Origin of the sequence: Chromobacterium piscinae, from assembly GCF_021129175.1 — a bacterium.
GTDB classification, from domain to species: domain Bacteria; phylum Pseudomonadota; class Gammaproteobacteria; order Burkholderiales; family Chromobacteriaceae; genus Chromobacterium; species Chromobacterium piscinae.
This window is the reverse complement of record NZ_JAJOHV010000017.1, coordinates 146,758-172,387: the sequence shown is the minus strand read 5'-3', so window position 1 is coordinate 172,387 and position 25,630 is coordinate 146,758. Positions and strand designations below refer to the sequence as shown.

General features: G+C 65.3%; 25 protein-coding genes. 18 read left to right on the top strand and 7 right to left on the bottom strand.

Annotated features, from left to right (window positions below):
• Positions 1-81: 81 nt before the first annotated feature.
• The 4 genes from LQR33_RS05080 to LQR33_RS05065 form a co-directional block, all read right to left on the bottom strand.
• Positions 82-825 (bottom strand): copper homeostasis protein CutC, encoded by a 744-nt coding sequence (locus tag LQR33_RS05080; protein WP_231467852.1) that lies wholly within the window; start codon positions 823-825, stop codon positions 82-84.
• A gap of 113 nt (positions 826-938) precedes the next feature.
• Positions 939-1,718, bottom strand: a complete 780-nt coding sequence (gene pflA / locus LQR33_RS05075; protein WP_166441054.1) for a pyruvate formate-lyase-activating protein — start codon at positions 1,716-1,718, stop codon at positions 939-941.
• Between the two features lie 83 nt (positions 1,719-1,801).
• A complete protein-coding gene (gene pflB / locus LQR33_RS05070) occupies positions 1,802-4,129 on the bottom strand; it encodes a formate C-acetyltransferase (RefSeq protein WP_231467850.1) in 2,328 nt (775 codons plus the stop codon).
• A 270-nt stretch (positions 4,130-4,399) separates the two neighbouring features.
• Complete coding sequence (locus LQR33_RS05065; protein ID WP_221666979.1) at positions 4,400-5,182, bottom strand: formate transporter FocA; 783 nt, start codon at positions 5,180-5,182, stop codon at positions 4,400-4,402.
• Positions 5,183-6,284: 1,102 nt separating this feature from the next.
• Here LQR33_RS05065 and LQR33_RS05060 point away from each other — a divergent pair.
• The 16 genes from LQR33_RS05060 to LQR33_RS04985 all read left to right on the top strand — a co-directional run bounded on the left by LQR33_RS05060 (position 6,285) and on the right by LQR33_RS04985 (position 22,789).
• Complete coding sequence (locus LQR33_RS05060; protein WP_166441057.1) at positions 6,285-7,583, top strand: HAAAP family serine/threonine permease; 1,299 nt, start codon at positions 6,285-6,287, stop codon at positions 7,581-7,583.
• Positions 7,584-7,650: 67 nt separating this feature from the next.
• On the top strand, positions 7,651-9,051 hold the full coding sequence (locus LQR33_RS05055; RefSeq protein ID WP_166441058.1) for an L-serine ammonia-lyase: 1,401 nt from the start codon (positions 7,651-7,653) through the stop codon (positions 9,049-9,051).
• 438 nt (positions 9,052-9,489) lie between these two features.
• Complete coding sequence (locus tag LQR33_RS05050; protein WP_231467848.1) at positions 9,490-10,542, top strand: Gfo/Idh/MocA family protein; 1,053 nt, start codon at positions 9,490-9,492, stop codon at positions 10,540-10,542.
• Positions 10,543-10,559: 17 nt separating this feature from the next.
• On the top strand, positions 10,560-11,675 hold the full coding sequence (locus LQR33_RS05045; protein ID WP_231467846.1) for a DegT/DnrJ/EryC1/StrS family aminotransferase: 1,116 nt from the start codon (positions 10,560-10,562) through the stop codon (positions 11,673-11,675).
• Complete coding sequence (locus LQR33_RS05040) at positions 11,672-12,187, top strand: NUDIX hydrolase (protein WP_166441061.1); 516 nt, start codon at positions 11,672-11,674, stop codon at positions 12,185-12,187. The genes LQR33_RS05045 and LQR33_RS05040 overlap by 4 nt, the downstream gene beginning before the upstream one ends.
• Positions 12,184-13,290, top strand: a complete 1,107-nt coding sequence (locus LQR33_RS05035) for a DegT/DnrJ/EryC1/StrS family aminotransferase (protein WP_231467844.1) — start codon at positions 12,184-12,186, stop codon at positions 13,288-13,290. The genes LQR33_RS05040 and LQR33_RS05035 overlap by 4 nt, the downstream gene beginning before the upstream one ends.
• The gene (locus tag LQR33_RS05030) at positions 13,271-14,629 is read left to right on the top strand and encodes an NAD(P)/FAD-dependent oxidoreductase (RefSeq protein ID WP_166441063.1); all 1,359 of its coding nucleotides are present in this window, start codon (positions 13,271-13,273) and stop codon (positions 14,627-14,629) included. Before LQR33_RS05035 ends, LQR33_RS05030 begins: the two co-directional genes overlap by 20 nt.
• Positions 14,626-15,312 (top strand): HAD family hydrolase, encoded by a 687-nt coding sequence (locus LQR33_RS05025; protein ID WP_166441064.1) that lies wholly within the window; start codon positions 14,626-14,628, stop codon positions 15,310-15,312. The genes LQR33_RS05030 and LQR33_RS05025 overlap by 4 nt, the downstream gene beginning before the upstream one ends.
• On the top strand, positions 15,309-16,418 hold the full coding sequence (locus tag LQR33_RS05020) for a fatty acid desaturase family protein (RefSeq protein ID WP_231467842.1): 1,110 nt from the start codon (positions 15,309-15,311) through the stop codon (positions 16,416-16,418). The genes LQR33_RS05025 and LQR33_RS05020 overlap by 4 nt, the downstream gene beginning before the upstream one ends.
• Positions 16,411-17,304, top strand: coding sequence for an S-methyl-5'-thioadenosine phosphorylase (gene mtnP / locus LQR33_RS05015; protein ID WP_231467840.1), 894 nt, complete (start codon positions 16,411-16,413; stop codon positions 17,302-17,304). Before LQR33_RS05020 ends, mtnP begins: the two co-directional genes overlap by 8 nt.
• Before the next feature lie 13 nt (positions 17,305-17,317).
• Positions 17,318-17,914, top strand: coding sequence for an NUDIX domain-containing protein (locus LQR33_RS05010; RefSeq protein WP_021474968.1), 597 nt, complete (start codon positions 17,318-17,320; stop codon positions 17,912-17,914).
• A 175-nt stretch (positions 17,915-18,089) separates the two neighbouring features.
• Positions 18,090-19,268 carry an MFS transporter gene (locus LQR33_RS05005; RefSeq protein ID WP_231467839.1) on the top strand — a complete coding sequence of 393 codons (1,179 nt, stop codon included), beginning with the start codon at positions 18,090-18,092 and terminating at the stop codon, positions 19,266-19,268.
• 25 nt (positions 19,269-19,293) lie between these two features.
• Positions 19,294-19,986: an HAD family hydrolase gene (locus tag LQR33_RS05000; RefSeq protein WP_221665938.1), complete on the top strand. Its 693-nt coding sequence runs from the start codon at positions 19,294-19,296 to the stop codon at positions 19,984-19,986.
• A complete protein-coding gene (locus LQR33_RS04995) occupies positions 19,983-20,954 on the top strand; it encodes an ABC transporter substrate-binding protein (protein WP_166441069.1) in 972 nt (323 codons plus the stop codon). The genes LQR33_RS05000 and LQR33_RS04995 overlap by 4 nt, the downstream gene beginning before the upstream one ends.
• Positions 20,951-22,030 carry an aldose epimerase family protein gene (locus LQR33_RS04990; protein WP_231467837.1) on the top strand — a complete coding sequence of 360 codons (1,080 nt, stop codon included), beginning with the start codon at positions 20,951-20,953 and terminating at the stop codon, positions 22,028-22,030. The genes LQR33_RS04995 and LQR33_RS04990 overlap by 4 nt, the downstream gene beginning before the upstream one ends.
• 81 nt (positions 22,031-22,111) lie before the next feature.
• The gene (locus LQR33_RS04985; RefSeq protein ID WP_221667163.1) at positions 22,112-22,789 is read left to right on the top strand and encodes an HAD family hydrolase; all 678 of its coding nucleotides are present in this window, start codon (positions 22,112-22,114) and stop codon (positions 22,787-22,789) included.
• 157 nt (positions 22,790-22,946) lie between these two features.
• Here the strand turns inward: LQR33_RS04985 and LQR33_RS04980 are convergent, their stop codons facing one another.
• Together LQR33_RS04980 and LQR33_RS04975 are read right to left on the bottom strand one after the other, a co-directional pair.
• Positions 22,947-23,525 carry a LysE family translocator gene (locus LQR33_RS04980; protein WP_231467835.1) on the bottom strand — a complete coding sequence of 193 codons (579 nt, stop codon included), beginning with the start codon at positions 23,523-23,525 and terminating at the stop codon, positions 22,947-22,949.
• Positions 23,526-23,534: 9 nt separating this feature from the next.
• A complete protein-coding gene (locus LQR33_RS04975; RefSeq protein ID WP_166441072.1) occupies positions 23,535-23,942 on the bottom strand; it encodes a DUF2000 domain-containing protein in 408 nt (135 codons plus the stop codon).
• A 102-nt stretch (positions 23,943-24,044) separates the two neighbouring features.
• On the opposite strand from LQR33_RS04975, the gene LQR33_RS04970 reads away from it, so the two are divergent.
• Positions 24,045-24,932, top strand: a complete 888-nt coding sequence (locus LQR33_RS04970; protein WP_231467833.1) for a LysR family transcriptional regulator — start codon at positions 24,045-24,047, stop codon at positions 24,930-24,932.
• Between the two features lie 100 nt (positions 24,933-25,032).
• The gene (locus LQR33_RS04965) at positions 25,033-25,275 is read left to right on the top strand and encodes a DnaJ family domain-containing protein (protein ID WP_231467831.1); all 243 of its coding nucleotides are present in this window, start codon (positions 25,033-25,035) and stop codon (positions 25,273-25,275) included.
• Between the two features lie 46 nt (positions 25,276-25,321).
• On the opposite strand, the gene LQR33_RS04960 is transcribed toward LQR33_RS04965, so the two are convergent.
• A complete protein-coding gene (locus tag LQR33_RS04960; protein WP_021477087.1) occupies positions 25,322-25,630 on the bottom strand; it encodes a hypothetical protein in 309 nt (102 codons plus the stop codon).

The following is a 25,630-nucleotide window of genomic DNA, read 5'->3' as shown; positions in this document are numbered from 1 at the left end:
GCCATTTGTTAAGAAAGTGTGCCACACATTTAAGGTAAATTCAGACTGGCAATATTCCATGCCGCTTCAATGCGCAGCCGCTCATAAGCGATCCAGCGCGTCCCGCAGTTCCCTCACCAGCGCCGCCGAAGTTTCCTGCCGCGCGTATTCATCGACGCCCGGCACGCCCATGCCGACGCCGCCGCGCCGGTAGCGCATCCCGCTCTCCGCCATGCCCCGCGCCGACGCGTGGAATTCCACGCAACCGCTCGCCGCCGCCAGTTCCGCGATATTGCCGGCGCGCACGCCGGCGCCGGGCATCACAGTCAGTCTCGCCCCGGCCTGCTCGCGCAGGCTAGACAGCAGCGCCGCGCCCTGCGGCGCGCTCGGCGCCTGGCCGGAGCTGAGCAGGCGCGTGCAACCGGCAGCGATCACGTCCTCCAGCGCCCGCCGCGGATCGCGCGCCAAGTCGAAAGCGCGGTGAAAGGTCACCGCCATCGGTCCCGCCAGCGCGGCCAGCTCGCGGGTGCGGGCCGCGTCGACATCGCCGTCCGCGGTCAGCAGGCCCAGCACCACGCCATCCAGCCCCAGGCTGCGGCAAACCTCGACATCATGCGCCATCGCGTCGAACTCCAGCGTGGAATACAGAAAATCGCCGCCGCGCGGGCGAATGATGGCGTGCAGCTTGATACCCAGCTTGCCGCGCGCCATCGCCAGCGTGCCATAGGACGGCGTGGTGCCGCCCTCGCCCAGGTTGTCGCACAGCTCCACCCGCTGCGCGCCGCCTTCCTGCGCGGCTATGCAGGACGCCAGCGAACCGGCGCAAATCTCCAGAATCTTGCTCATTCCCGCTCCTTTTCCTTATTCCAGACCGCTCGCAAACGCCAAGGTGCCCCAAAAACGCAAAAACCGCCGGCGCGAAGCGCGGCGGCGGTTTGGCGAAATAATGCAGCGAAAGCTCAGGTGACTTTCATGCCGCGGCTGGCGAACAGCGCGCGCGCATGCGCCACTTGCTCGGCGGTGGGGATAGGCGTGTCGTTCAGCTGGTACTCCATGCCCAGCTGCGCCCACTTGTCCTTGCCCAGTTGGTGGAAAGGCAGCACCTCCACCCGCTCCACCACGTCGCCCAGCGTGGCGACGAAATCGGCCAGCCGCTCGATGTCGGCGTCGCCGTCAGTCAGGCCGGGCACCAGCACATAGCGTATCCACATCTTCTTGCCGAGCCGCTGCAGCCGCTGGGCGAAGTCCAGCGTAGGCTGCAAGGGCTGGCCGGTCAGGGCCTGATACTTGTCGGGATCGGAATGCTTGATGTCCAGCATCACCAGATCGACATCGTCGAACCATTCGTCCGTCACCCGCTCATGCAGGAAACCTTGGGTATCCAGCGCGGTGTGCAGGCCGAAGCGTTGCTTGATCGCATGGAACAGCTCGCCGACGAACTCATGCTGCATCAGCGGCTCGCCGCCGGAAATGGTGACGCCGCCGGCGAATTTAAGAAAACGGGCGTAAGACGCAACTTCGGACAAGGCCTGCTCCACCGTCACCTGGCGGCCGTTGTGCAGCTTCCAGGTATCCGGGTTATGGCAGTACAGGCAGCGGAATTGACAGCCCGAGGTGAAAAACACGAAACGCATGCCGGGGCCGTCGACGCCGGCGCCGCTTTCGGTGGAATGCAAATAGCCTATGGTGCCGGCGCTGGCGCCTTGGGCGGTATGGTCTGCGGCGATGGGTGGGGTCATTGCCGTATCTCCGGTATATCCATGAAAAAGGCGGGGCGTTCCTGGTGGAAGCCCCGCCCATTGCTGCTTGAGGCTAACTCAGCTTACATCTTGCCGTGGAAGGTACGGTTGATCACGTCCATCTGCTGCTCGCGAGTCAGCTTGATGAAGTTCACGGCGTAGCCCGACACGCGGATGGTCAGCTGCGGGTACAGTTCCGGGTGCTCCATCGCATCCAGCAGGGTTTCGCGCTTGAACACGTTGACGTTGACGTGGAAGCCGCCGCCGGCGATGTGGCGCTCGCCTTCGCAATCGAACGGCGTGCAGTTGGCGCTGCTGAACTCGGTCGGATGCGCGGAGCAGAAACCGTCCAGGCAGTTAGCCAGGTTCAGGATGCGCTCTTCAGCGGTGTGGCCCAGCGCGTCAGGCGTGGCCGAAGCGGTCCAGCTGATGCCGTCCAGCGCCGAGTCGTACGGCAGCTTGGCCACCGAGGCGCCCGCGGCGACAAAGCCCTTCACGTCGCGGCCGTTCATCGGGTTGGCGCCCGGGGAGAACGGTTCGCCGGCGCGGCGGCCGTCCGGGGTGTTGCCGGTCTTCTTGCCGTACACCACGTTGGAAGTGATGGTCAGCACCGACTGGGTCGGCTTGGAATCGCGATAGAAGTACGGCTGGGCCTTGATCTTGTCCATGAAGGACTGGGTCAGCCACACGGCGATGTCGTCGACGCGGTCGTCGTTGTTGCCGTAAGCCGGGTAGTCGCCTTCGATCTTGTAGTCGACGGCCAGGCCTTCTTCATTGCGGATGATGTGGACCTTGGCGAACTTGACGGCGGACAGCGAGTCGGCGGCCACCGACAGGCCGGCGATGCCGCAAGCCATGGTGCGGACGATGTCGCGGTCGTGCAGCGCCATCTCGATGCGCTCGTAGGCGTACTTGTCGTGCATGTAATGGATGCAGTTCAGCGCCTTGACGTAGGTGGCGGCCAGCCAGTCCATCATCTTCTCGAACTTGGGCATCAGCTCGTCGTAGGTCAGCACGTCGCTGGTGATGGGCTCGAAACCGTGGGCCACCAGCGCGCCGGATTTCTCGTCGCGGCCGCCGTTGATTGCGTACAGCATGGCCTTGGCCAGGTTGGCGCGGGCGCCGAAGAACTGCATCTGCTTGCCGATCTTCATCGCCGACACGCAGCAGGCGATGCCGTAGTCGTCGCCCCAGTAAGGCAGCATCAGATCGTCGTTTTCATACTGGATGGCGCTGGTATCGATGGAGACCTTGGCGCAGAAGTTCTTGAAACCTTGCGGGAAGCGGGTGGACCACAGCACGGTCAGGTTCGGTTCCGGGGCCGGGCCCAGGTTGTACAGGGTGTTCAGGAAACGGAAGCTGTTCTTGGTCACCAGGGTGCGGCCGTCTTCGCCCATGCCGCCGATGGATTCGGTCACCCAGGTCGGGTCGCCGGAGAACAGTTGATCGTATTCCGGAGTGCGCAGGAAGCGAACAATGCGCAGCTTGATCACCAGATCGTCGATCATTTCCTGGGCTTCAGCCTCGGTCAGCGCACCGGCGGCGATGTCGCGCTCGATGTAGACGTCCAGGAAGGTGGACACGCGGCCGAAGGACATGGCGGCGCCGTTCTGTTCCTTGACGGCGGCCAGGTAGGCGAAGTACACCCACTGCACCGCTTCGCGGGCATTGGCGGCCGGGCGGCTGATGTCGTAACCGTACTTGGCGGCCATCTGCTTCAGCTCGTCCAGAGCGCGGAATTGTTCGGACAGCTCTTCGCGCTGGCGCATCACTTCATCGGTGAAGGTGGCGTTGTCCAGCTCGTGGAACACTTGCTGGCGCTCGGCGCGCAGGAAGTCGGTGCCGTACAGGGCCACGCGGCGGTAGTCGCCGATGATGCGGCCGCGGCCGTAGGCGTCCGGCAGGCCGGTGATCACGCCAGACTTGCGGCAAGCCATGATTTCCGGGGTGTAGACATCGAACACGCCCTGGTTATGGCTCTTGCGATACTTTTCCCACACTTCCTTGATCATCGGGTCCAGCTTGAAGCCGAAGGCTTCCAGGCCGTTCTCGACCATGCGCAGGCCGCCGTTCGGCATGATGGCGCGCTTCAGCGGGGCATCGGTTTGCAGGCCGACGATCACTTCGTTGGCCTGGTCGATGTAGCCGGCTTCGTGCGCGGTGATGGAGGAGCCGCGGTCGGCGGACACGTCCAGCACGCCCTTGGCGCGTTCCTGCTTCAGCAGTTCGCCCAGAGTATCCCACAGCTTCTTGGTGCGCTCGGTGGCGCCAGCCAGGAAGCTGTCGTCGCCTTCGTACGGCTGATAGTTCAGCTGGATGAAGTTGCGGACATCGACCTTGCTCTGCCAGTCGCCTGCGGCGAAGTCGCGCCACGGGTTGGCTTGGGTAGCATTTTGAGTGATGGCGTCCATCTGGTGCCTCCTTCTTGGCTGATCCAGTAAGTGTTAGATATTGAACACATCGTACATTCGGATTCGAAAATTTCGCTTGATCTTAGTCAAGTCAACCACCGCTTTCGGCGCGTTTTCGATTCCGCGGCGCAACATGCCAGATGCGTCCAATGTCCTTATTTTCTCAATGGTTTATAGCAAAATCGGCGCGGTACGCCATGTACCGCGCCGACTACATTCGAAATCGAACATCCACATGCCGTCCGCCGGCCGGAATGTTTCCCTAAAGCATCAGACAGCCTGCAGCGTGTGGCGTTCCAGCCGGAACACCACCAGGCCCACGCCGATGGCGCCGCCGACAATATTGCCCAACGTGGCCGGCACCATATTATGCAGGATGCCGCCCCACTCCAGGCCAGCCATGCCCTGCAGCTTGGCCAGCGCGAAGAAGGCCATGTTGGCGATGCTGTGCTCGAAGCCGGAGAAGAAGAACACGAACACCAGCAACATGATGATCAGCAAGCGCGCCGCCTCGTTGGCCAGCCGCATCGGCACCCAGACCGCCAAGCAGATCACCCAGTTGCACAGCACGCCTTTCCAGAAGATCTCCAGCGAAGACGCATGGACTTTGTGTTCCACCACGCTGAACAGCAGATGGTTGGCGGGCAACGCGCCCATGCCGCCGGCACCGGCCAGCACGGCGACGAACAGCAGCACGCCGATCAGGTTGCCGATATACACCACCGCCCAGCTGCGCAACAGGTTGCAGGTGCGGCAGCGTCCGCTCAGGCGGCCGACGGTGAAATACATCACATTGCTGGTGAATAGCTCCACCTTGCAGACGATGATGCTGACCAGCGCCACGCCGAAGAAGCCGGAAGTGGCGATGTAATAGCCGGAATCGCCGGCGGCGAAGAACACCTGGCCCAGTTTCAGGCTGACCGCAAGCACAACGGCGATCAGGGCGCCGGCCATGGCGGCGCTGAGCAGATAGCGGCCGGGCTCGGACAGCAGCACTTCCTGCTTGCTGGCTGCCTCGTCGACCACATAGGCGAGGGTGGATGGGTGGCTCATTTCATTTCGTCTCTTCAATAGTGGGTAAGCTGGCGCAGAGCGGACGCGGGCCGGGGCCGTTCGCATCCAGTGCGACTTCCCGCAAATTTTATGTTCGTTTTAGTAAATTTGTGTTTGATAACAATCAAGACTGCATCCGGTCCCGCTTAGCGTCCGCCCGGTTGATGCCCGCCAGCGTACGATCATCCCACTCATATCCAGCGGAATAGCCGCGTAGAAAATCAAGCGATTGATTTAAAAAATAATTTGGCAATATCAGCCATGATCTCAGACTAACTATCCACCGCAGGCTTGACTCCACGCGGCTGGCCATGGATCAACTCAAGCATGGCCTAGCCGCGGCCGAGACTTACGCTCACCAGTTCCGAAAACAATATTGTTCATTTTTGATAATTATTTTTCACAATCGAACATTTTAGATCATACCAATAACCAAGGATAGTACTGTTTCGAACAACTTCAATCATATTCGAACAAACGGCTAGCCTTCCCACTCATTGCTTCGCCCACCTGCCAAAACCACCAGAAAAATTGTTTAAATTCAGAATCTTGAAAATAAAAACCATGATGGAAGCTGACAGATAGACTGCGTATCCGCATGCATGGCAATGCCGGTTTCCATCCTAAGATTCATCGCTTCAGCCTCTCTAGCGACGCAAATTTGTTGCCGAGCAATTACTCCATACAACAATTGATGCCAAGCCTGCCTTGCAAGATGCGCGAAATGTAAAAAATTGGAACAATTAATGAATTAAAACATTTTCAAGAAATTTTATTGCTCAAAATTTAAAAAAATAAAAATTAATTTCAATTAAACCCGAAAAGCATTATGAATTAATTCCGCTTTCCGCTACCTGACTGTGTTCATTTGTTCATTTGATGACAAATTTATCTTGATTAGAATCAACTGATGTTCTTAAATGTGTACCTTTCAAACTACAAAGCACTTACGATGAGCAGCAAGTCAACCGGATAGGCATCCACCGCTCGGGATCGCGCCGGTTAGAACAGCTTTCTCCCGATGGCCTGGTTTGAAAGACAAAGGCTCAGGACATCGGACCTAGTAATTGCGAAATATTCGTTTTGTAAAAGGCACCTCATCATGTCTCAAGCAATCGCCTCAACCGCTCCCCGTTCCGGCTCGTCCGGATGGACCAAGCACGACACCACCTGGATGCTCGGCCTGTACGGCACCGCCATCGGCGCCGGCGTCCTGTTCCTCCCGATCAACGCCGGCATCGGCGGCCTGTGGCCACTGATGCTGATGGCCATCCTCGCCCTGCCGCTGACCTTCTTCGCCCACCGCGGCCTGACCCGCTTCGTGCTGTCCGGCAGCAAGGAAGGCGCCGACATCACCGAAGTGGTGGAAGAGCACTTCGGCATCGGCGCCGGCAAGATCATCACCCTGCTGTACTTCTTCGCGATCTACCCGATCCTGCTGATGTACAGCGTGGCCATCACCAACACGGTGCTGTCCTTCCTCAATAACCAGCTGCACATCGAAGTGGGCAGCGGCATCGCCACCCGCGCGGTGTTCTCGCTGGCGCTGATCCTGGGCCTGATGTCCATCGTGCGCCTGGGCGGCCAAGTCATCGTCAAGGCGATGAGCATCCTGGTCTACCCGTTCGTGGTGGTGCTGATGCTGCTGGCGCTGTACCTGATCCCGCAATGGAGCGACACCGCCATCCGCCATGCCGGCAGCCTGGGCGACGCCGTGTCCAGCGGCGCCTTCTACAAGACGCTGTGGCTGGCAATTCCGGTGATGGTGTTCTCGTTCAACCACTCGCCGATCATCTCGTCCTTCTCCGTCGACCAGCGCAAGCTGCACGGCGATGACGCCGAGCCGGCTTCCAGCCGCGTGCTGATCCGCGCCCACACCATGATGGTGCTGACCGTGATGTTCTTCGTGTTCAGCTGCGTGTTCAGCCTGAGCCCGGCCGATCTGGCCGCCGCCAAGGCCCAGAACATCTCCATCCTGTCCTACCTGGCCAACCACTTCCAGAACCCGGTGATGGAATGGGTCGCCCCGATCATCGCCATGGTCGCCATCAGCAAATCCTTCCTGGGCCACTACCTGGGCGCCAAGGAAGGCTTCAACGGCCTGGTGGTCAAGCAGCTGCGTCAAAATGGCAAGACCATCGAGTCCTCCAAGCTGGACCGCTACACCGCCGTGTTCATGATCGTGACCTGCTGGATCATCGCCACCATCAACCCGTCCATCCTGGGCATGATCGAAACCCTGGGCGGCCCGGTGATCGCGATGCTGCTGTTCCTGATGCCGATGTACGCGATCCAGAAAGTGCCGGCGATGAAGAAGTACTCCGGCGCCGCCAGCAACATCTTCGTGACGCTGATCGGCCTGATCGCCATCTCCGCCATCTTCTACGATCTGATCGCCTGATCGTAAGCAAACAGGCCGCGGATCGCGGCCTGTTCTCCTTCTGTACCAGCTTCAAAGAGGTAGCATCATGTTCAGCATGAGCGACATCTACAAAATCGGCGTAGGCCCCTCCAGTTCCCACACCGTCGGCCCGATGAAGGCCGGACACCAGTTCCTCGGCGCGCTCAAGGAAACCGGCAAATTCAACCAAGTCAACCGCGTCCACGTGGACTGCTACGGCTCGCTTGCCCTCACCGGCAAGGGCCACTGCACCGACCAGGCCATCATCCTCGGACTCGCCGGCAATCTGCCGGACACCGTGGACCCGGACGCCACCGCCAGCCTGATGGCCGACGTGGAGCAAACCGGCCAGCTGACGCTGGGCCGCACCCACCAGCGCGTGGCCTTCGGCATGGATTTCCACACCGCCAACCTGCCGCTGCACGAAAACGGCATGCAGATCCACGCCTATATCGGCGATGAGAAGGTTCTGACCAAGACTTACTACTCGATCGGCGGCGGCTTCATCGTCGACGAAGAGCACTTCAACCAGTCCAGCTGCAGCGACACCCCGGTGCCCTACCACTTCGTCACCGCCCAGCAACTGATGGACATGTGCGAAGAAACCGGCCTGTCCATCGCCGCGCTGGTGATGGAAAACGAAAAAGCCTTCCACGAAGTGGGCGAGGTGCAAGCGCACTTCCGCCGCGTGTGGGAAGTGATGAAAAGCAGCGTCGAGCGCGGCATGCGCACCGAAGGCAACCTGCCAGGCCCGATGCGCATTCCGCGCCGCGCGCCGGCCCTGCACCGGATGCTGACCAGTTCGCTCACCGTGGCCAAGGACCCGATGAGCGTGATGGACTGGGTCAATATGTACGCGATGGCGATGTCCGAGGAAAACGCCGCCGGCGGCCGCGTGGTGACCGCGCCCACCAACGGCGCCTGCGGCATCGTGCCGGCGGTGCTGGCCTACTACAACCACTTCATCCAGCCGCTGGACGACGACAGCTGTCTGCGCTTCTTCCTGTCCTCCGGCGCCATCGGTTGCCTGTTCAAGCTGAACGCCTCCATCTCCGGTGCCGAAGTGGGCTGCCAGGGCGAAGTGGGCGTCGCTTGTTCGATGGCCGCGGCCGGCCTGACCGAACTGATGGGCGGCAGCCCGTCCCAGGTGTGCATGGCGGCCGAAATCGCCATGGAGCACAACCTGGGCCTGACCTGCGACCCGGTGGCCGGCCAGGTGCAGATTCCCTGCATCGAGCGCAACGCCATCGCCGCGGTCAAGGCGATCAACGCCGCCCGGATGGCCATGCACCGCGTCAGCAGCCCCAAGGTGTCGCTGGACAAGGTGATCGCCGCCATGTACGAAACTGGCAAGGACATGGACGCCAAGTATCGCGAAACCTCCTGCGGCGGCCTTGCTCTGCAGATCAAGGTGGAAAACAAGGCGGTGCCCACCCAGGCCATCCGCTGGGTCGACGACGCGGCCTGAGCCCCGCAAGTTCCCATCGACGCCGCCGGTCTCCCGGCGGCGTTTTTGCATGTGGCGCGAATGGCAACACTGCGCGAGCCCCGCCGCGTCTGACATTCCACGCTCCCTGACCATCTCTACCTGACAGTTCCGACTAAAACAGACCTGTCTTTTCTATCAGTATTCGCAGCCTCCCCAGCCACCCGCGGCACATACTCGCCGCATAACCGGTCCAAAACCGTTTCCCGCAAGGCCTTCAGAGCCTCTCCGCCCGCACCGGGCGTCGCGTCCCGCGAATCCGGATGCCAACGATAAAAACTCGCTAGTGGCTGTGTCGCTTTTCCTCATTGGGGCATGACTCCGCCATGCGCTTATCCGCGCAGGGCCGAGGCTTTTTCATCAATCCCGAGCAAGACAGGCTCGCCGCGCCCCGCGCGTGGGCCGTCATGGAGATTCACGATGAGTTTGATCAAAGTTGGCCTTGTCGGCATCGGCGCGCAAATGCAGGAAAACCTGCTGCCGTCCTTGCTGCAGATGCAGGACATACGGATCGTCGCCGCCTGCGACAGCGATCTGGAACGGGCGCGGCGCATCCACCGCTTCATCTCGGACATTCCGGTGCACGACAACGTGCCGGACATGCTGAACCAGGTCCAGCTGGACGCGGTGATCATGGCCGGCCCGCCTCAGCTGCACTTCGAAATGGGGCTGCTGGCGATGGGCAAGGGCGTCAACGTGTTCGTCGAGAAGCCGCCGTGCGCGACGCTGGAGGAGCTGGAAACGCTGATCGACGCCGCGAACCGCAGCGACGTGGTGTCCGGCGTGGGCATGAACTTCAAGTTCGCCCGCCCGGTGCGCCAGCTGCGCGAAATGACCCTGGTGGACGAGTTCGGCGAAACCCTGCACATCCAGCTCAACCACTACGCCAACAAGCCCCGCGCCCCGCTATGGGGCCTGGACTCCACGCTACGCTCCTTCCTGCTGGCGCAGGCGATCCACACCATAGACCTGGCCATCACCTTCGGCGACGGCGAGCTGCGCCGGGTGCAGTCCAGCGTCCAGCGCCACGAGGACGCGCTGATCGTCAAAGCCGACATGGCCTTCTCTTCCGGCGCCACCGCCAGCCTGCTGGCCGGCACCAGCTTCCCCTACTTCGAATTCGACATGAAGCTGGTCAGCTCCACCTCCACCCTGGTGGAGCTGGACAACCTGTGGAACATCACGCTGCACGAGCCCGAGCACGCCACCCGCCCCACCGGCACCGCCAAGCGCTGGCGCGGCGCCTGGCAGCCAGGGCCGCTGGACTCCGGCTATGAGCGCAGCGGCTACCACGGCGAGTTGCACCAGTTCTTTCAGGCGATACGCGAACACCGCCGCTTCGAGGCAGACTTCGCCAGCCTGTTGCCCACTTACCGCGTGATTGAGGAAATCTGCTCCGCCGACGCCGTGGCCCAAGGCCTGCAGAACGCCAACAGCCGGATACGCACCGGCATCGAATCGCTGTCGCTGTAATCGAACAGGAGCCTTTCATGACCGAAACCATCGCCGCGGCGCAAACCGCCGACCGCGTCATCTCCGACAAATACCGTCCGCAGTACCCGGACGACCTTCCCGCGCTGGAGCGGGCGCTGCGCGGCGCGCTGTCCGGCACCAGCGACACCGTGGCCGCCTACGAGCAGGCGCTGGCTGGCTGGTTCGGCGCCGCCGAAGCCGTCGCCCTGTCCTCCGGCGGCGCGGCGGTCAGCGTGGCGCTGTACGCCGCCGGCGTGCGGCCGGGCGACGACGTGCTGCTGACGCCCAGCTGCCCGCTGTGCACCGTCTACCCCATCATCGCCGCCGGCGCCAACCCGGTGTTCGTCGATACCCGCATCCATGGCTTCGGCGCCGACCCCGACTCGGTGCGCGACCGCGTCTCCCCCCGCGCCGTGGCGCTGATCGACATCCCGATGTGGGGCTATCCCACCGAGGTGGACGAGCTGCGCGAACTGGCCGACTCGCTGGACCTGAAGCTGATCCTGGACCTAGCTCACTCGCACGGCAGCACGCTGCACGGCAAGCACCTGTCCGCCTACGGCCACCTGTCCTGCTTCAGCACCCACGAGCGCAAACCGCTGGCTACCGGAGAAGGCGGCTTCGTGCTGACCGACGACGCCGAGCTCGCCGAGCGCTGCCGCTCCTACAGCCGCTTCGGCAACCTCAACGGCGCGGACTTCGGCCTCAACTACAAGCTGGCCGCGCTGCCGGCTGCCCTGGGCCACAGCAGGCTGGGCAAGCTTTCCGAGCAGATAGACCTCCGGCGGACCCACGCCCGCCATCTGCTGCAGCGGCTGCGCCATCCCCAGGTACGGGAAAAGCTGATCATTGAAGGCGGCAATCCCAACTATTACTTCCTCAATCTGGAGCTGGACTTCGCCGACAACCGCGCCTTCATCGACTACCTGGACGCCCGCGGCGTGCCGTCCGACATCAAGCGCTACGGCTGCCAGGCGCTGTACCGCTTCCCGGCGCTGGCCGAATACCGCCTCGACTGCCCAAACGCCGAGGCGCTGCTCTCCGGCATGACCACGCTGCCCGTGCACCCCGCGCTGAGCGACGCGGAGCTGGATTACATGGCCGACGTCATCAACGGATACCAGGCGCCATGATCACCGACCGCGCGATGCAGCGCGCCGGGCTGGAGCGGCATTTCACCGCTTCAGCCTTCGTGCTCAACCCCCACCATGAAGTGCTGCTGCTGCGCCACCGCAAGCTCGGCGTCTGGTTGTACCCGGGCGGCCACGTCGAACGGCACGAAACGCCGGACGAGGCGGCGCTGCGCGAGGTGCGCGAGGAAACCGGCATCCATGCCAGGCTGCTGGGCGAGCGCGATGTCGCACTGGAGGACGAAGAAGCCGACGTCTCCGCGCTGCACCGTCCGTACCGGGTGCTGTGCGAATACATCGCCGATCCGAAAACCCCGCACTACCACCTGGACCTGATCTACCTGTGCGCCACGCCCGAGCGGCGCTGCCCCCCGGGCCGGGAGGCGGTGGAGGTAGGCTTCTTCCCGCGCGAGCGCCTGGAGCAGCTGCCGATGTTCGCCAATTTCCGACGCATGCTGGAACGCCTGTACGACGACGATGCCGTGTGGCAGGCGGTGCAGCAGGGAGTCCGATGATGAGCACGCTTGCGCTGGAAACACGCCATATCGCCGAAACCTGCGTCCATGACACGCCGGACGATGTCGCCGAGCTGGCGCGCGCGCTGCGCGACGGCCTGTCCGGCACCGCGGAGATCGTCGCCGAATACGAAGCGGCGCTGGGCGATCTGTACGGCCTGCCGCACATGATCGCCGTCTCCTCCGGCGCGGCCTCGGTCAACGCCGCTCTGGCCGGCGTCGATTTCGCGCCTGGAGACGAAGTGGTGCTGGCGCCCACCTGCCCGATCTGCACCGTGCTGCCCATCCTGGCCCTGGGGCTCGTGCCGGTGTTCTGCGATGTGGCGCCCGACAGCTTCGGCCTGGACCCGGACGATCTCCAACGCTGCCTGGGGCCGCGCACCTGCGCGGTGATCGAGGTGCCGATGTGGGGTTATCCCATTCCCTCCCACCGGACCTGGACGCTGCTGCGCGAACGCGGCATCCCGCTGATCCAGGACTTGGCGCACTGCCACCTGACCCGGCTCAACGGCGACTGGCTGGCCCGCATCGGCGACATCTGCTGCTTCAGCACCCACGACTGCAAATTCATGTCCACCGGCGAAGGCGGCTTCGTCATGACCGCCGATCCGCGCCGGGCCGAGCGCATCCGCGCCTACACCCGTTTCGGCAACCTCACCGGCCAGAGCGTGGGCATCAATCTGAAGCTGGGCGGCCTGCAGGCAGCATTGGGGTTGGCACGCAGCCGCCAACTGACCCGGCATCTCGACATCCGCCTGAGCAACCGCGAACGGCTGCTGGCCGCGCTGGACAACCCGGCGCTGCGCGAATTGCCGCTGCCCGCGCATGGCCAGGCCAATGGCTACGCTCTGCTGCTGCAGGCGGTGGGCCACGACGGCCGGCAACTGGTGCGCTATCAGATGGCGCGCGGCATCCCGTCCGATATCGGCAAGTACGACAACCAGCCGCTGTACCAGCTGCCGCTGCTGGAACGCTACCGCCGCGATTGCCCGAACGCCGCCCGGCTGCTGCGCTCGCTGACCACGGTGCCGCTGCATCCGGACCTGACCAGCGAAGACCTCGACTACATCGCGAGGACATTGAATGACTACTCCCCGAGTTGAAGCCGGCCACGCAGTGGTGCTGGGCGGCAGCATCGCCGGTTGCCTGGCGGCCGCCGCGCTGGCCCGCCGCTACGCCCGCGTCACCATTGTGGAGAAAAGCGATTTCCACGATGAAACCGGCGCGCGCCAAAGCGTGCCGCAAGAACACCACGTCCATCTGCTCTTGCAGCGGGGCAAAGAGATCATGGAGGCCATCTTCCCCGGTTTCCTGTCGGAGCTGGAGCAGGCCGGCGCGTTGGTCGCCGACCTGGGCCACGACGTCAAGTGGTATCAGGCCGGGCGCTGGAAAAACCGCTATCGCTGCGGCATCCACGCTCATTACTGCAGCCGCCGGCTGATCGACACCCATCTGCGCCGCCGCGTCTCGCGGCTGCCTCAGATCACGGTGTTGTCGCGCACCCAGATGGAAGGGGTGGATTTCCGCCGCGACGGCGACAAGCTGGCGGTCGCCGGCGTCCGGCTGCGCAACGACGACCATGCCTGGACGCTGGACGCCGACGCGCTGGTGGACGCCAGCGGCCGCGGCACCCGCCTGCCCGGCTGGCTGGAAACCGCCGGTTTCGGCGCGGTGGAAAAAAGCATGGTGAAAACCGACCTCGGCTATGCGTCGCGCATCTACCGGCGCTGCCCTGAGTTCGCCAGCCAATGGAAAGTACTGCTGGTGCTCGCCACGCCGCCGCATCAGCGCGCGATGGGCGTGATCAGTCCGATAGAAGGCGACCGCTGGATGGTGACCACCGGCGGCTGGTTCGGCCAATATCCGGACCGCGACCCGAACGCCTTCCTGAAAGCGCTGGCCGCGCTGCCAATGCCGGACATCCACCAGGTGATACAGAACGCCGAACCGCTGTCCGACGTGTCGGTATTCCGCATGCCCGGCAGCCTGCGCCGCCATTACGACCAGCTGTCGCGCTGGCCGGACGGCCTGCTGGTGGTCGGCGACGCGCTGGGCAGCATGAATCCGCTGTACAGCCAGGGCATGACGCTGTGCGCGCTGGAGGCGGAATGCCTGGGCGAGAACCTGGACGCGCTGCTGGCCGGCGGGCTGGGCTTCCAGGAGCTGCAGGAAAAGCTGTGCCGGGTGCTGGACCCCGCCTGGCAGATGGCGGTCACCGAAGACCTGCGCTTCCCGGAAACCGAGGGCGAGCGCGACTGGCGCACCCGTTTCCTGCACTGGTACGGCGCCGGACTGACCCGACTGTCCGCCTACCACCGCGGCGCGCTGGAAGCCCAGATCGGCGTCAGCAACCTGATCGTCAGCCCGTCCCGGCTGTACGCGCCGCCCATCGCCGCGCGCATCGTGCTTGGCTCGCTGCGGACCGGCGGAGGCCATCCATGAGCGCGGCATCGTGGCTGGCCGGAGTGCGCCACCTGGTCTTCGACTGGAACGGCACCCTGATCGACGACATTGATCTGGCGGTGGCGTCGGTGAACCGCTGCTGCGCGCGCTTCGGCGCGGAACCGGTCACCCGCGAGCGCTACCGGCGCGAGTTCGGCTTCCCGATCGCCGAGTTCTACGGGCGGCTGGGATTCAACTTCAAGCGTCATCCGTTCGCCGACATCGTCGCCGTCTACCTCGAGCATTTCGACGCCCATGTCGCGCGCTGTCCAATGCACGACGGCGTCGCGGAACTGCTGGAGCTAGCCACCGTCCGCGGCATTGGCGCCTCGGTGCTGTCGGCGTCGCAGCGCGACGTGTTGTTGCGCACGCTGGACGCCAAGCGGCTGCTGGGCAGTTTCCAGCATGTGGTCGGCCTGGACCACACCCACGCCTCGGGCAAGCTGGATGAAGCCCGGGCATTGCAATCCCGGCTGGCGCTGCCGCCGGCAGATACGCTGTTCATCGGCGACACGCTGCACGACTGCGAGGTGGCGCGGCAAGTCGGCTGGCGCGCGCTGCTGGTGGAAACCGGCCATCAGGACCGGGCGCGGCTCGACGAAGGAGATGCGCCGGTCTGCGCCAGCCTGGCGGAATTGCTGCCGGCGCTGTCCGCGCCGGCCGCGGCGGGAGAACCCTCATGAATTCCCTTTACCCTCTGCTGGCGGTGCTGGCCGCCTCGCTGGCGATGCGCGGCATCGTCTATTTCTATTACCGCGACAGCGGGCCGGTGATGCGTAGGCTGCGGCTGCTGCCGCGCATCAACGACAATCCGGAAACCTATTATCGTCCGCTCGACAATTGGCTCGCGCCGCTGCCCTTCGTCTGGACCTGGCTGGACATCGTGGCGGCGGTGATGGCGGCCGCGCTGGCCGACTCCGCCGTGGGCTGGGCGCTGGTGACGCTGTGGAGCGGCGGCCGCATGCGCGCGCTGCAGGAGTTCGGCCACAACGCCGTCCATTTCGCGCTGTGCCCGTCCCATGCCTGGCAATGGTGGCTGAGCGACATCTTCTACCAGTTCCCGGTGTTCAAGCGCGACATGCACAGCCGCCACAAAACCCATGGCGACCATCACCGCAAACCCAATCACCCGGAACTGGACCCCAACCGCGCCCGGGTGTTCGCTGGCGGCTATCTGGCCGGCCTGTCGGATGCCGCCTTCCTGGCCCGCCTGCTGTACCCGCTGTGGCCGGCCGGCTTCTGGAACAACCTGAGCACAATGACGCGCAACAGCCTGCTCAACCATTCCAAAACCACGGCGCTGGCCCGCTGCGCGACGCTGCTGGCGACCGGCGCGCTGCTGTACTGGGTCGGCGGCTGGGCCGGCGTGGCCTTCGGCTGGCTGCTGCCGCTGTTCACCTCCTACCCGGTATTCGCCTGGGTGTCGCTGCTTGCCGAACATCGCTGGTTCATGCCCGGCTTCCCGCAGGAGCGGCTGGAGCTGGAATACCTGATGGGCCGCCCCACCGACTACTTCGGCGTCAGCGGCTGGCTGGTGCGGGTGTTCATCGCCCCCACCTCTGACGCCTACCATCTCGTCCACTCCCTATACCCCGGTGTGCGCTGGAACTACCTGCCGGCGATAGACCGACACCTGAAGATCCACGACCCTCGCTACACCGAGCATGCCAGCGAGGGCCTGCTGCGCTGCCGCGGCAACGCGCCGTCGGCGCTGTCCGAACTGCGCGAACGGCTGGTGGCCCCGCCGCTGGCCGGCCGCCTCTCCACCCAAGGAATCCACCATGACTGAATCCCATCCGGCCCGCATCGGCATCATAGGCGGCAGCGGTTTCCAGCGGCTGCTGGGCCTGACCGACGCCCGCACCGTCCACTGCGCCACCACCTTCGGCGCGCCGTCCTCGCCGGTGGTCACCGGCTATCTCGGCGGCGTGCCGGTAGCCTTCCTGCAGCGCCATGGCCCAGGCCACGCGATCCCGCCCGCATCGATCAACGTCAAGGCCAATATCGCCGCGCTGCGCAGCGTGGGCTGCGCCCAGATCCTGTCGATGAGCGCGGTGGGCAGCCTGCGCGAAGACGTGCCCCCCGGCCATTTCGTGCTGGTCGACCAGTTCATCGACCGCACGCTGATGCGCGACAAAACCTTCTTCGGTCCCGGCCTGGTCGGCCATGTGCCCTTCGGCGATCCGGTCTGCGGCCGCATGCGCGAAGCGCTGGCCGACAGCGCCGCCGCCGCGGGCGTGCCGGCGCGCGACGGCGGCACCTATGTGGTGATGGAGGGGCCGCAATTCTCCACCCGCGCCGAGTCCCGGCTTTACCGCCAGTGGGACGGCACCGTGATAGGCATGACAGCGATGCCGGAAGCCAAGCTCGCCCGCGAAGCCGAGCTGTGCTACGCGCTGGTGGCCATCCCCACCGACTACGACTGTTGGTTCGAATCGCAGGAACCGGTCAACGCCGCGCTGGTGGCGGAACGGATGGCCGAAATCGGCGACAGCGCGCGCCGGCTGGTGGAAGAAGCCGTGCAGCGCCTGGGCCGCCACGGCGGCGCCTGCCGCTGCGGCTGCGACCGCGCGTTGGACACCGCCATCATGACCGCGCCCGAACAGCGCGACCCCGCCATGCTGGCGCGGCTGCTGACCGTGGCGCCGAATGCAAACCGATTGACGAACAAGTAAAAGGAAACGCTGCATGAGCAATACCACCGCGACCCGGGAAAGGGTGCGCATCCAACGCGTGGAAGTGCTGTCCGATGACTGGTACGTGCTGCGCAAAACCACCTTCGACTACCTGCGCCGCGACGGCAGCTGGCAGACGCTGTCGCGCGAAACCTACGACCGCGGCAACGGCGCGGTGATCCTGCTGTACAACCGCTCCCGGCGCACGGTGATCCTCACCCGCCAGTTCCGCTTCCCCGCCTTCGTCAACGGCCACGACGGCATGCTGATCGAGGCCTGCGCCGGCCTGCTGGACCAGGACGACGCGGAAACCTGCATCCGCCGCGAAACCGAGGAGGAGACCGGCTACCGGATAGACAATGTGCGCAAGGTATTCGAGGCCTTCATGAGCCCAGGCTCGGTCACCGAGAAGCTGTTCTTCTTCGTCGGCGAATACCATCCCCGCGACAAGGTGGGAGATGGCGGTGGCGTGGAGGAAGACGGCGAGGAACTGGAGGTGCTGGAACTGCCGCTGCAACAGGCGTTGGCGATGGTGGACTGCGGCGACATCGCCGACGGCAAGACCATCATGCTGCTGCAATACGCGCAATTGCACCGGCTGCTGGATTAAAACAGGCAGAAACCACCGCGACGGGCAGGTTTTGAGGAGCCCAGCGCCCGCTGCGGACCGTGTCGAGACGCAAGCGGCGAGGCCTCCAGCCATCGTCGGCGACACAGGGATCTGCCATCCGCCAGGCGCGGCATGCGTTCGGATGCCCCCACCCCACACCTCAGGATCAACCGCTATGACAGACAGCCCCCGATCCACCCGGCCATTCCGCCGCGACGGACCCACCTGGTTCCTCTATCTGGTGCTGGCCGTGTTCGGCTTCCAACAGTCGGTGCTGGGCTCCACCCTGCCCTTCCTGCGCGCCGAGTTCGGCTACGATCCCATCCAGGTCGGCTGGCATTTCACCAGCTACGCCGGCGGTCTGGTCGCGTCCGGCCTGCTGGGGGGTTGGCTGCTGCCCAGGTTGGGCCTCGGCCCGCTGGTCCGCGGCGCTGCGGTCGCCATGGTGCTGGCCGTGTTGTCCATCACCCAGGCGCGCGGCTTCGCCGGCACCCTGGCCGCGGCGATCGCCATGGGCCTGACCGGCGGCGTGCTGCAATCGGCGGTGCAGGCCGGCCTGGCCTGGCATCAGGCCGAGCACCGCGACATGGCGATGGTGGAGGCCTTCATCTTCGCCGGCGCCGGCGTGTTTTCCGGCCCGCTGCTGGTCGGCCAGCTGGCCGCGGCCGGCATTCCCTGGCGCTGGACACTGCTGGCGGCCGCGCTGGCCCTGGCGCTGGTGCTGCCCCTGCCTGCGCCCGTCGGCCGTCCTGCGCCGGCAGCCGGGTCGAGCAAGCCCTCGCGCGGCGGCGTGCCGCTGGCAGTGGCCTTGTGCTGGGGCTCGGTGCTGCTGGGCATAGGCGCGGAATGGGGCATAGGTTTCTGGGGCGCGCAGTTCCTGGAAAGCCGGCTGGGCCTGGGGCCGGCGCAGGCGGTGAGCCTGATGTCGGTCTTCTTCGGCGGCACCGTGTTCGGCCGCATCGTCTCCAGCCGGCTGCTGGTCCGGTTCGACGGCCGCAACATGCTGATGGCGGTGATCCTGCTGGGCGGCGGCGCCATTCTCGCGCTGTGGGCCAGCTCGCTGCCGTCCGCCACCATCGCCGCGCTGGCCCTGGCCGGCATGTGTCTGGGCAACTTCTTCCCGCTGCTGATCAGCAATGCGATCCGGCTGGAGCCGGACCACGTCGGCCTGATCTCGGTGGGGGCCACCCAGGCGGTGGGCGTTTCCCTGCTGGTGGTTCCCATCGCATTGGGCTATATCGGCCAAGTGGCAGGCCTCGTCAATGCGATCGGCATGCTGGTTATTCTGCCCCTGCTGATGGCCGCGGCCTGCCTGGCCGCCGGCTACCGCCATGCGCTGCCACACAAAGCCTGAGACTTGAGCAAAAAGGAGAACAATGATGAGCCAAGCCGACTTCACCCTGCTGTTCGATCTGGACGGCACCCTGGTGGACACCGACATCCTGCACTTCGGCGCCTACCAAACGCTGCTGGCCGATCACAAACGCAGCATCACCATGCAGATCTACAAAGAGCGGATCATGGGCGCGCCCAACGACGCGATCATGCGCGAGCTGTTTCCCGACCTGTCCCTGGACTCCCACCGCCGGCTGGCCGAGCGCAAGGAGGAACTGTTCCGCGCCGCCATCGGCAAACTGGAGCCCACGCCCGGCGCGCTGGCACTGTTCGAATGGGCGGAGGCCCGCCGCGTGCCGATCGCCGTGGTCACCAACGCCCCCCGCATCAACGCCGAGCGCATGCTGGCCGGGCTGGAGCTGCTGGGTAGGATAGACGCGCTGGTGATAGGCGAGGAGCTGCCGCGCGGCAAGCCGGACCCGCTGCCTTACCTGACCGGGCTTCAGCGTCTGGGCGGACGCGCCGAGCGCGCGCTGGCCTTCGAGGATTCGCTGTCCGGCGCGCGCGCCGCCAGCGCCGCCGGCATCCATACCTTCGGCATCGGCACCTCGCTGCCCGCCGCGTCGCTGCTTGACGCCGGCGCCGACGAGGTGATCGCCGACTTCACCGCCGCCGAGCTATGGCGGCGGCTGGACGCGCTGGAGCTCGGCGCGGAAGCAGAGGAGTCCGGCGCATGAACCCGTCCATTCCTCCGGCGGGGCTACCCGCCGACGCCGTCCGCATCGAAGCCGCCACCGGCAGCGGCGCGGGCGGGCATCTGGTGGCTTACAGCGCCTTCGAGCCCTATGAGCTGGCCGACTACCTCGAAGCGCTGAGCCGCCTGCTGCCCGATGTCGCCATCACCGTGTGGCGCATGCCCACCTCCAGCCTGACAGCTTTTCTGCTGTCCGACCCCGAGGGCGACCTGGTGCTGGGCTGGGCCGACACCGCCGCTCAGAGCCCGGGCATCGCCGCCCGCATCGCGCCGCCGGCGGCCGGCGGCTGCGACGCCGATGGTTTCTACCGCCCTACCGGCTTTTCGCTGGCTTTCGTCGCCGATCCCGCGCTATTGCAAGCGCGCGGCGCCGAGACGCCGACGCGCTGGTCCGATCTGGCAGCGCCGGCGCTCCGCCAGGCGCTGCTGTTCCCAGACCCCCGCCGCTCCGGCGCCGGCTACCTGGCCTTGACCACCATCCTGCAATATTACGGGCCGGAAGACGGCTGGCGGCTGATGGTGGAGATAGACCGCAACGTGATCGACTACCCCGGCTCGGCCTGGGAACCGGCCGCCCGCGTCGGCCAGAACGGCGCGGCGCTGGGCATCACCGTGCGGGTGGCGGCCCGCCGCCGGCTGAGCGACAACCCCGCATTGATCCAGGCGCTGCCCCAGGATGCGATAGGCGCGGAAGCGGAAGTCTACGGCGTCCTCGCCGGCAGCACGCAGCAAGCGCTGGCGCGAAGGGCGCTGGACTGGGTGATGTCAGACGAAGCCGCAGACCTGTTCCGCCATCACGCCAAGCTATTGCTGCGCGGCGAGCGCGATCCCGCCTTGTTTCCCATCAATCCGGAGCGCGCCAGCCGCGAGCGGCCCGCCGTTCTGCAACGCTTCGACGCGCTGATGCGGCTGCGCGCCGTCCGCGCGCCAAAATCGGAGGCCACCCCATGATCACCCGCGCCGCATTCGGCATCCTGCCCGACGGAGAAGTCGTCGAAAAGATAGAACTGGCGCTGAGCAACGGCGTCAGCGCCGCCATCCTGTCCTGGGGCGCTACGCTGCAGTCGCTGCGCTGCCCGGACCGGCACGGCCGTTTCGACTCGGTGGTGCTGGGCTACACCCGACTGGACGATTACCGGCAGGCAGGCGGCCGCCTGGGCGCCACCATGGGCCGCTACGCCAACCGGATCGAAAACGGCCGCTTCCAGCTCGACGGCCAGTGGCATCAGGTGGATCAGAACGAAGGCCGCCATGCGATACACGGCGGACCGGAAGGCTTCGACCGCCGCCTGTGGCAAGTAGCCGCCGTGGCCGACCTCCCCGACCGGCCCGAAGTGCTTCTGCGGCTGGAAAGCCCGGACGGCGACCAAGGCTTTCCCGGCAAGCTGATCCTGACCGTCAGCTACGCGCTGAAACCGCTGGGCGATCTGGTGATCAGCTACGAAGCGAGCTGCGACCGGCCCACCGTGTTCAACACCACCAACCACGCCTATTTCAACCTGGCGGGCGAAGGCAGCGGCAGCGTGCTGGACCACAGGCTGGCCATCTTGGCCGATCACTTCCTGCCGGTGACGGAAGAACTGATTCCCACCGGCGAGATCCGCGGCGTGCAGGACACGGTGTTCGATTTTCGCGAACCCAAGCCGCTGGGGCGGGACATACGCGCCGACGACGCGCAAATCCGTCTGGGCCGGGGCTTCGACCATTGCTACGTGCTGTCGCGAGACGGCGCCGAACCCTATCCCAGGCTGGCCGCGCGGGCGGTGGAAGACAGTTGCGGACGCCAGCTGGATGTGCTCACCACCGAGCCCGGCCTGCAACTGCACAGCGGCAATGTGCTCACCGGCCGCCACCATGGCGCATCCGGCCGCGCCTACCGGCAATCGGACGGTTTCTGCCTGGAGGCCCAGCACTTCCCCAACGCGCCCAACGTCTCCCACTTCCCCAGCGCTATCTTGCGGCCGGAGCAGCCATACCGCAGCACCACCATCTACCGGCTGGGCATCGCCCCATCCCGCCAGACGTAAACCGCCGGGCGGCGAAGCGGCGGCTTGCCCGGCGACGGCAAGCCGCCTACCATGGGCGCGGAACCAGAACACGAATCCGCCATGCTCCAAGCCGACTTCACCCTGCTGTTCGATCTGGACGGCACCCTGACCGATACCGACGAACTTCACTTTCACGCCTTCCGCTCCCTGCTGGCCGAACATTGCCGGGAGCTGGACCACGACAGCTATCTGCGGCACGTCCACGGTTCCACCAACGAAGCCATCATGCAGGCGCTGCTGCCTGACCTCCCTGAACGGCACCAGGAACTGGCTGAGCGCAAGGAAAAGCTCTTCCGCGCCTCGATCAGCCAATTGCGGCCCACGCCGGGCGCGCTGCGGCTGTTCGATTGGGCGCGAGCCAACGGCGCTGCCATCGCCATCGTCACCAACGCGCCGCGCGCCAATGCCGAATTGATGCTGGACGGCCTGGGCCTCGCCTCCCGAGTGGACACGCTGGTGATAGGCGACGAGCTGGCTTACGGCAAGCCCCACCCCCTGCCCTATCTCGCCGGCCTGGCCCGGCTGGGCGGACGCGCCGAACGCGCCTGCGCCTTCGAGGACTCCCTGTCCGGCATCCGCGCCGCGAAGCAAGCCGGGCTGCACACCTTCGCCATCGCCGGCATGCTGCCCGAGGCCGCGCTGCGCGAGGCCGGCGCCGACGCCGTCATCGCCGACTTCAACGCGCCGGAGCTATGGCAATGGCTGGAGCAGGCTGACATCCGCGCGCCCCAAACCTGAGCTTGGACGCCGCCGCGCACACTCGATGAGACATCCGTGCGCCGCGGAACAGGCATTCCGCCCTTTTCAACCCTTGCAACAGGAAACGGACGACGCACTCCGACCTTGCATCCGCTCAAGGCGCGCCGGCGCGGCGCCGACAGTTTTGCCAGCCGCGCTAAACGAAGGCTGAATACAGTCCGCAGACAATCAGGCAGCACCCGCAGGCCCGTTCCAGCCAGGCTCCGCCCTGCCCCCGGGCCATGCCGCCCAGCCACCGCGCGGCGGCCGCGCACAACAGGAACACCACCAGCACTGTCAGCAGGAACAACGGCCCCAGCAATAGCATCTGCCGTCCCGCGTCCTCTCCCGGCCGGATGAACTGCGGAAAGTACAATGCCAGGAAGACGATGATTTTCGGGTTCAGCAGCGTCGAGGCCAATCCGCTGCGGAAATTGCCCGAGCCCGCCCCGGACGCGCCTTTCCCCGCTATGCGCAACTGCGCCGCGCCCAGATACAACAGATAAGCCGCCCCCAGCCACTTCAGCCATGACAGCGCGGCCGGCGCAGTCTCCGCCAATGTCCCCAAACCGCCTAGCACCATCAGCAGCAGAATGGCGTCCGCCAGCACCACGCCCAGCGTCACGACCGCTCCAGCGCGCCATCCGCGCTGCGCCGAGGCCCCTGCGATCAGCAGCAGCGACGGCCCCGGCATCAAGGTGACCAACGCCGTGGCCGCGATGAAGTTCCAGATCATGCCGGCCCCTCAGCGCAACAGGCCCAGGCTGCCGGTCAGCTGCCGCACTCGCTTGCCCGGCCCGCACAGAGCCAGGCCCTGATACTGGATCTCCTCTTCCGGCGTGGACGCCAACGCCGCCGCATACTCCTGATAGCTGCGGGTGGCGCGCGTGGCGCTAGCCAGCTCCACCAGCGTCAACTCCGCCTTGCAAGCGGCCGCGCGCAATGCGCGCAGTTGGTCCGCGCCGGCCTTCAACACCGGCATCGGCACCGTGGTGATGCCCGTCCGAGGCTGGCCGCGCGCGTCGGGCAGGTCCTGTCCCACCAACTCAGGGTGGCGCTTGCCCAGCGACATCGCCAGCACGGCGGCGGTATTGGCGATGACGCCGAGCGGCAGATCGGGATCGACGATGATGGCGCAACGGATATCGTCCATGAGCGGCTCTTTCCAATGATGAGATACCGCCTCACTATGCGCCGCCGCCAAATGATCTACAATTAAGTACAATTGAAATTCAATAATCTAAAAAATAGAACAATGATAGATGAACTGCGCGCGCTGGCTGTCTTTGCCAAGACCATCGAAACCGGCTCCTTCCGCGCCGCCGCTCGCGCGCTGGGCCTGGCGCCATCGGTGGTCAGCCATCACGTCTCGCAGTTGGAAAGCCGGCTGGGCGTCGCCTTGCTGTACCGCTCCACCCGACGGCTGTCGCTGACGCCGGACGGCCAAGCGCTTTACGGCCACGCCCAGGCGATGCTGCAAGCGGCGGAAACCGGACTCAACGAGCTGGCGGGACGCGCGGCCGAACCCGCCGGCGCGCTCAGGCTGAGCCTGCCGGCCTTCTTCGCCCGCGGCCCGCTCACAGCCAGCCTGGCGGCATTCTCCCAATGCCATCCCAAAGTGGAGCTGGAATTGGATTACAGCGACGAAAAACGCGATCTGATCCGGGACGGCATCGACCTGGCCATCCGCATCGGAGAACTGCAAGACAGCGCGTTGAAGTCGCGCCGCCTGTTCGACATGCCCCGCCTGCTGGTGGCCGCGCCCAGCTTGCTTGACGCCCGCACCGCGCCGGCATGTCCCGCCGACCTGGCCGACTGGCCCTGGCTGGGCATACGGATGCGCGGCAAACGCAAAACTCTGATCGACGCCGCCGGACAGCGGCACGATTTCGCCATCCAGCCGCAGATCACGGTCAATAGCGTGGACGCGGCCTGCCAGCTGGCCGCCGCCGGCTGCGGCCTGGCGACGCCGCCCGCCTTCCTGGCGGAAGGCGAGCTGGCGGCGGGCAAACTGCGCGTGGCGCTGCCCGAATATCGTGTGGAACCGCTGGGCGTCTACGCCGTCTGGCCCGCCAACGCCACGCGGGAAAGCCTGACGCTGCGCCTGGTCCGTTTCCTGGCCGAGCTCCCTCCACATCAATGACACATTATGCCAATGTTATTATTCAGCATCCAATGCCCTTGGAGGCAGACCATGCAGAGTCCACGCGATCTCGACGCGGCGAGCTGCAACGCGCGAAGGGATGGGGCGAGCCGAGGGATGGGGCGAGCCGCTGGAGCTGAACGACGGCGATGCCGCCACGCCGGTCGAGCTGAGAACGTCGTACAAGATATTGAAAGACGCCGGCTGCGTGCCGGCCGAAGTGGAAGCGATACGGGAACTGGCCGCCCTGCGGGAAGAACTCGCCGCGCTGGAGCCGGATACCCCAGCCTGGCGCGGAAAACAGGCCCAGATCCAGCAAAAAACGCTGAATCTGGCCTTGTAACTGAAGCGTCTGCGCAACGGCAGCTAACTTCCCTCCGCCCGGCGGGCTAAACGAACAGGAACCACAACAGCAGGCCCAGGCCTGCTGCCACGGTACAGCCCGCCAACAGCTTCATCGGAACGTCGCCGCCCAGCCTGTCCGCCGCGCCGGCGCGGGAGAAGGCCAGTCCGAGCAGGAAAAACACCGCCAAGTCGAACAAGCCGTGGGTGGTCCAGTGATGGCCGGTCAGCGACGCCATCCAGCCGTTCAGCGCCGGCAGGCTATCCTTCAGCCAGGCCAATGCGGTGTTGAACAGGATGGCGACGCAGGCCGACAAGGCAAAGCCGCCGGCGTATCGGTTCAGAGTATTGTCCAT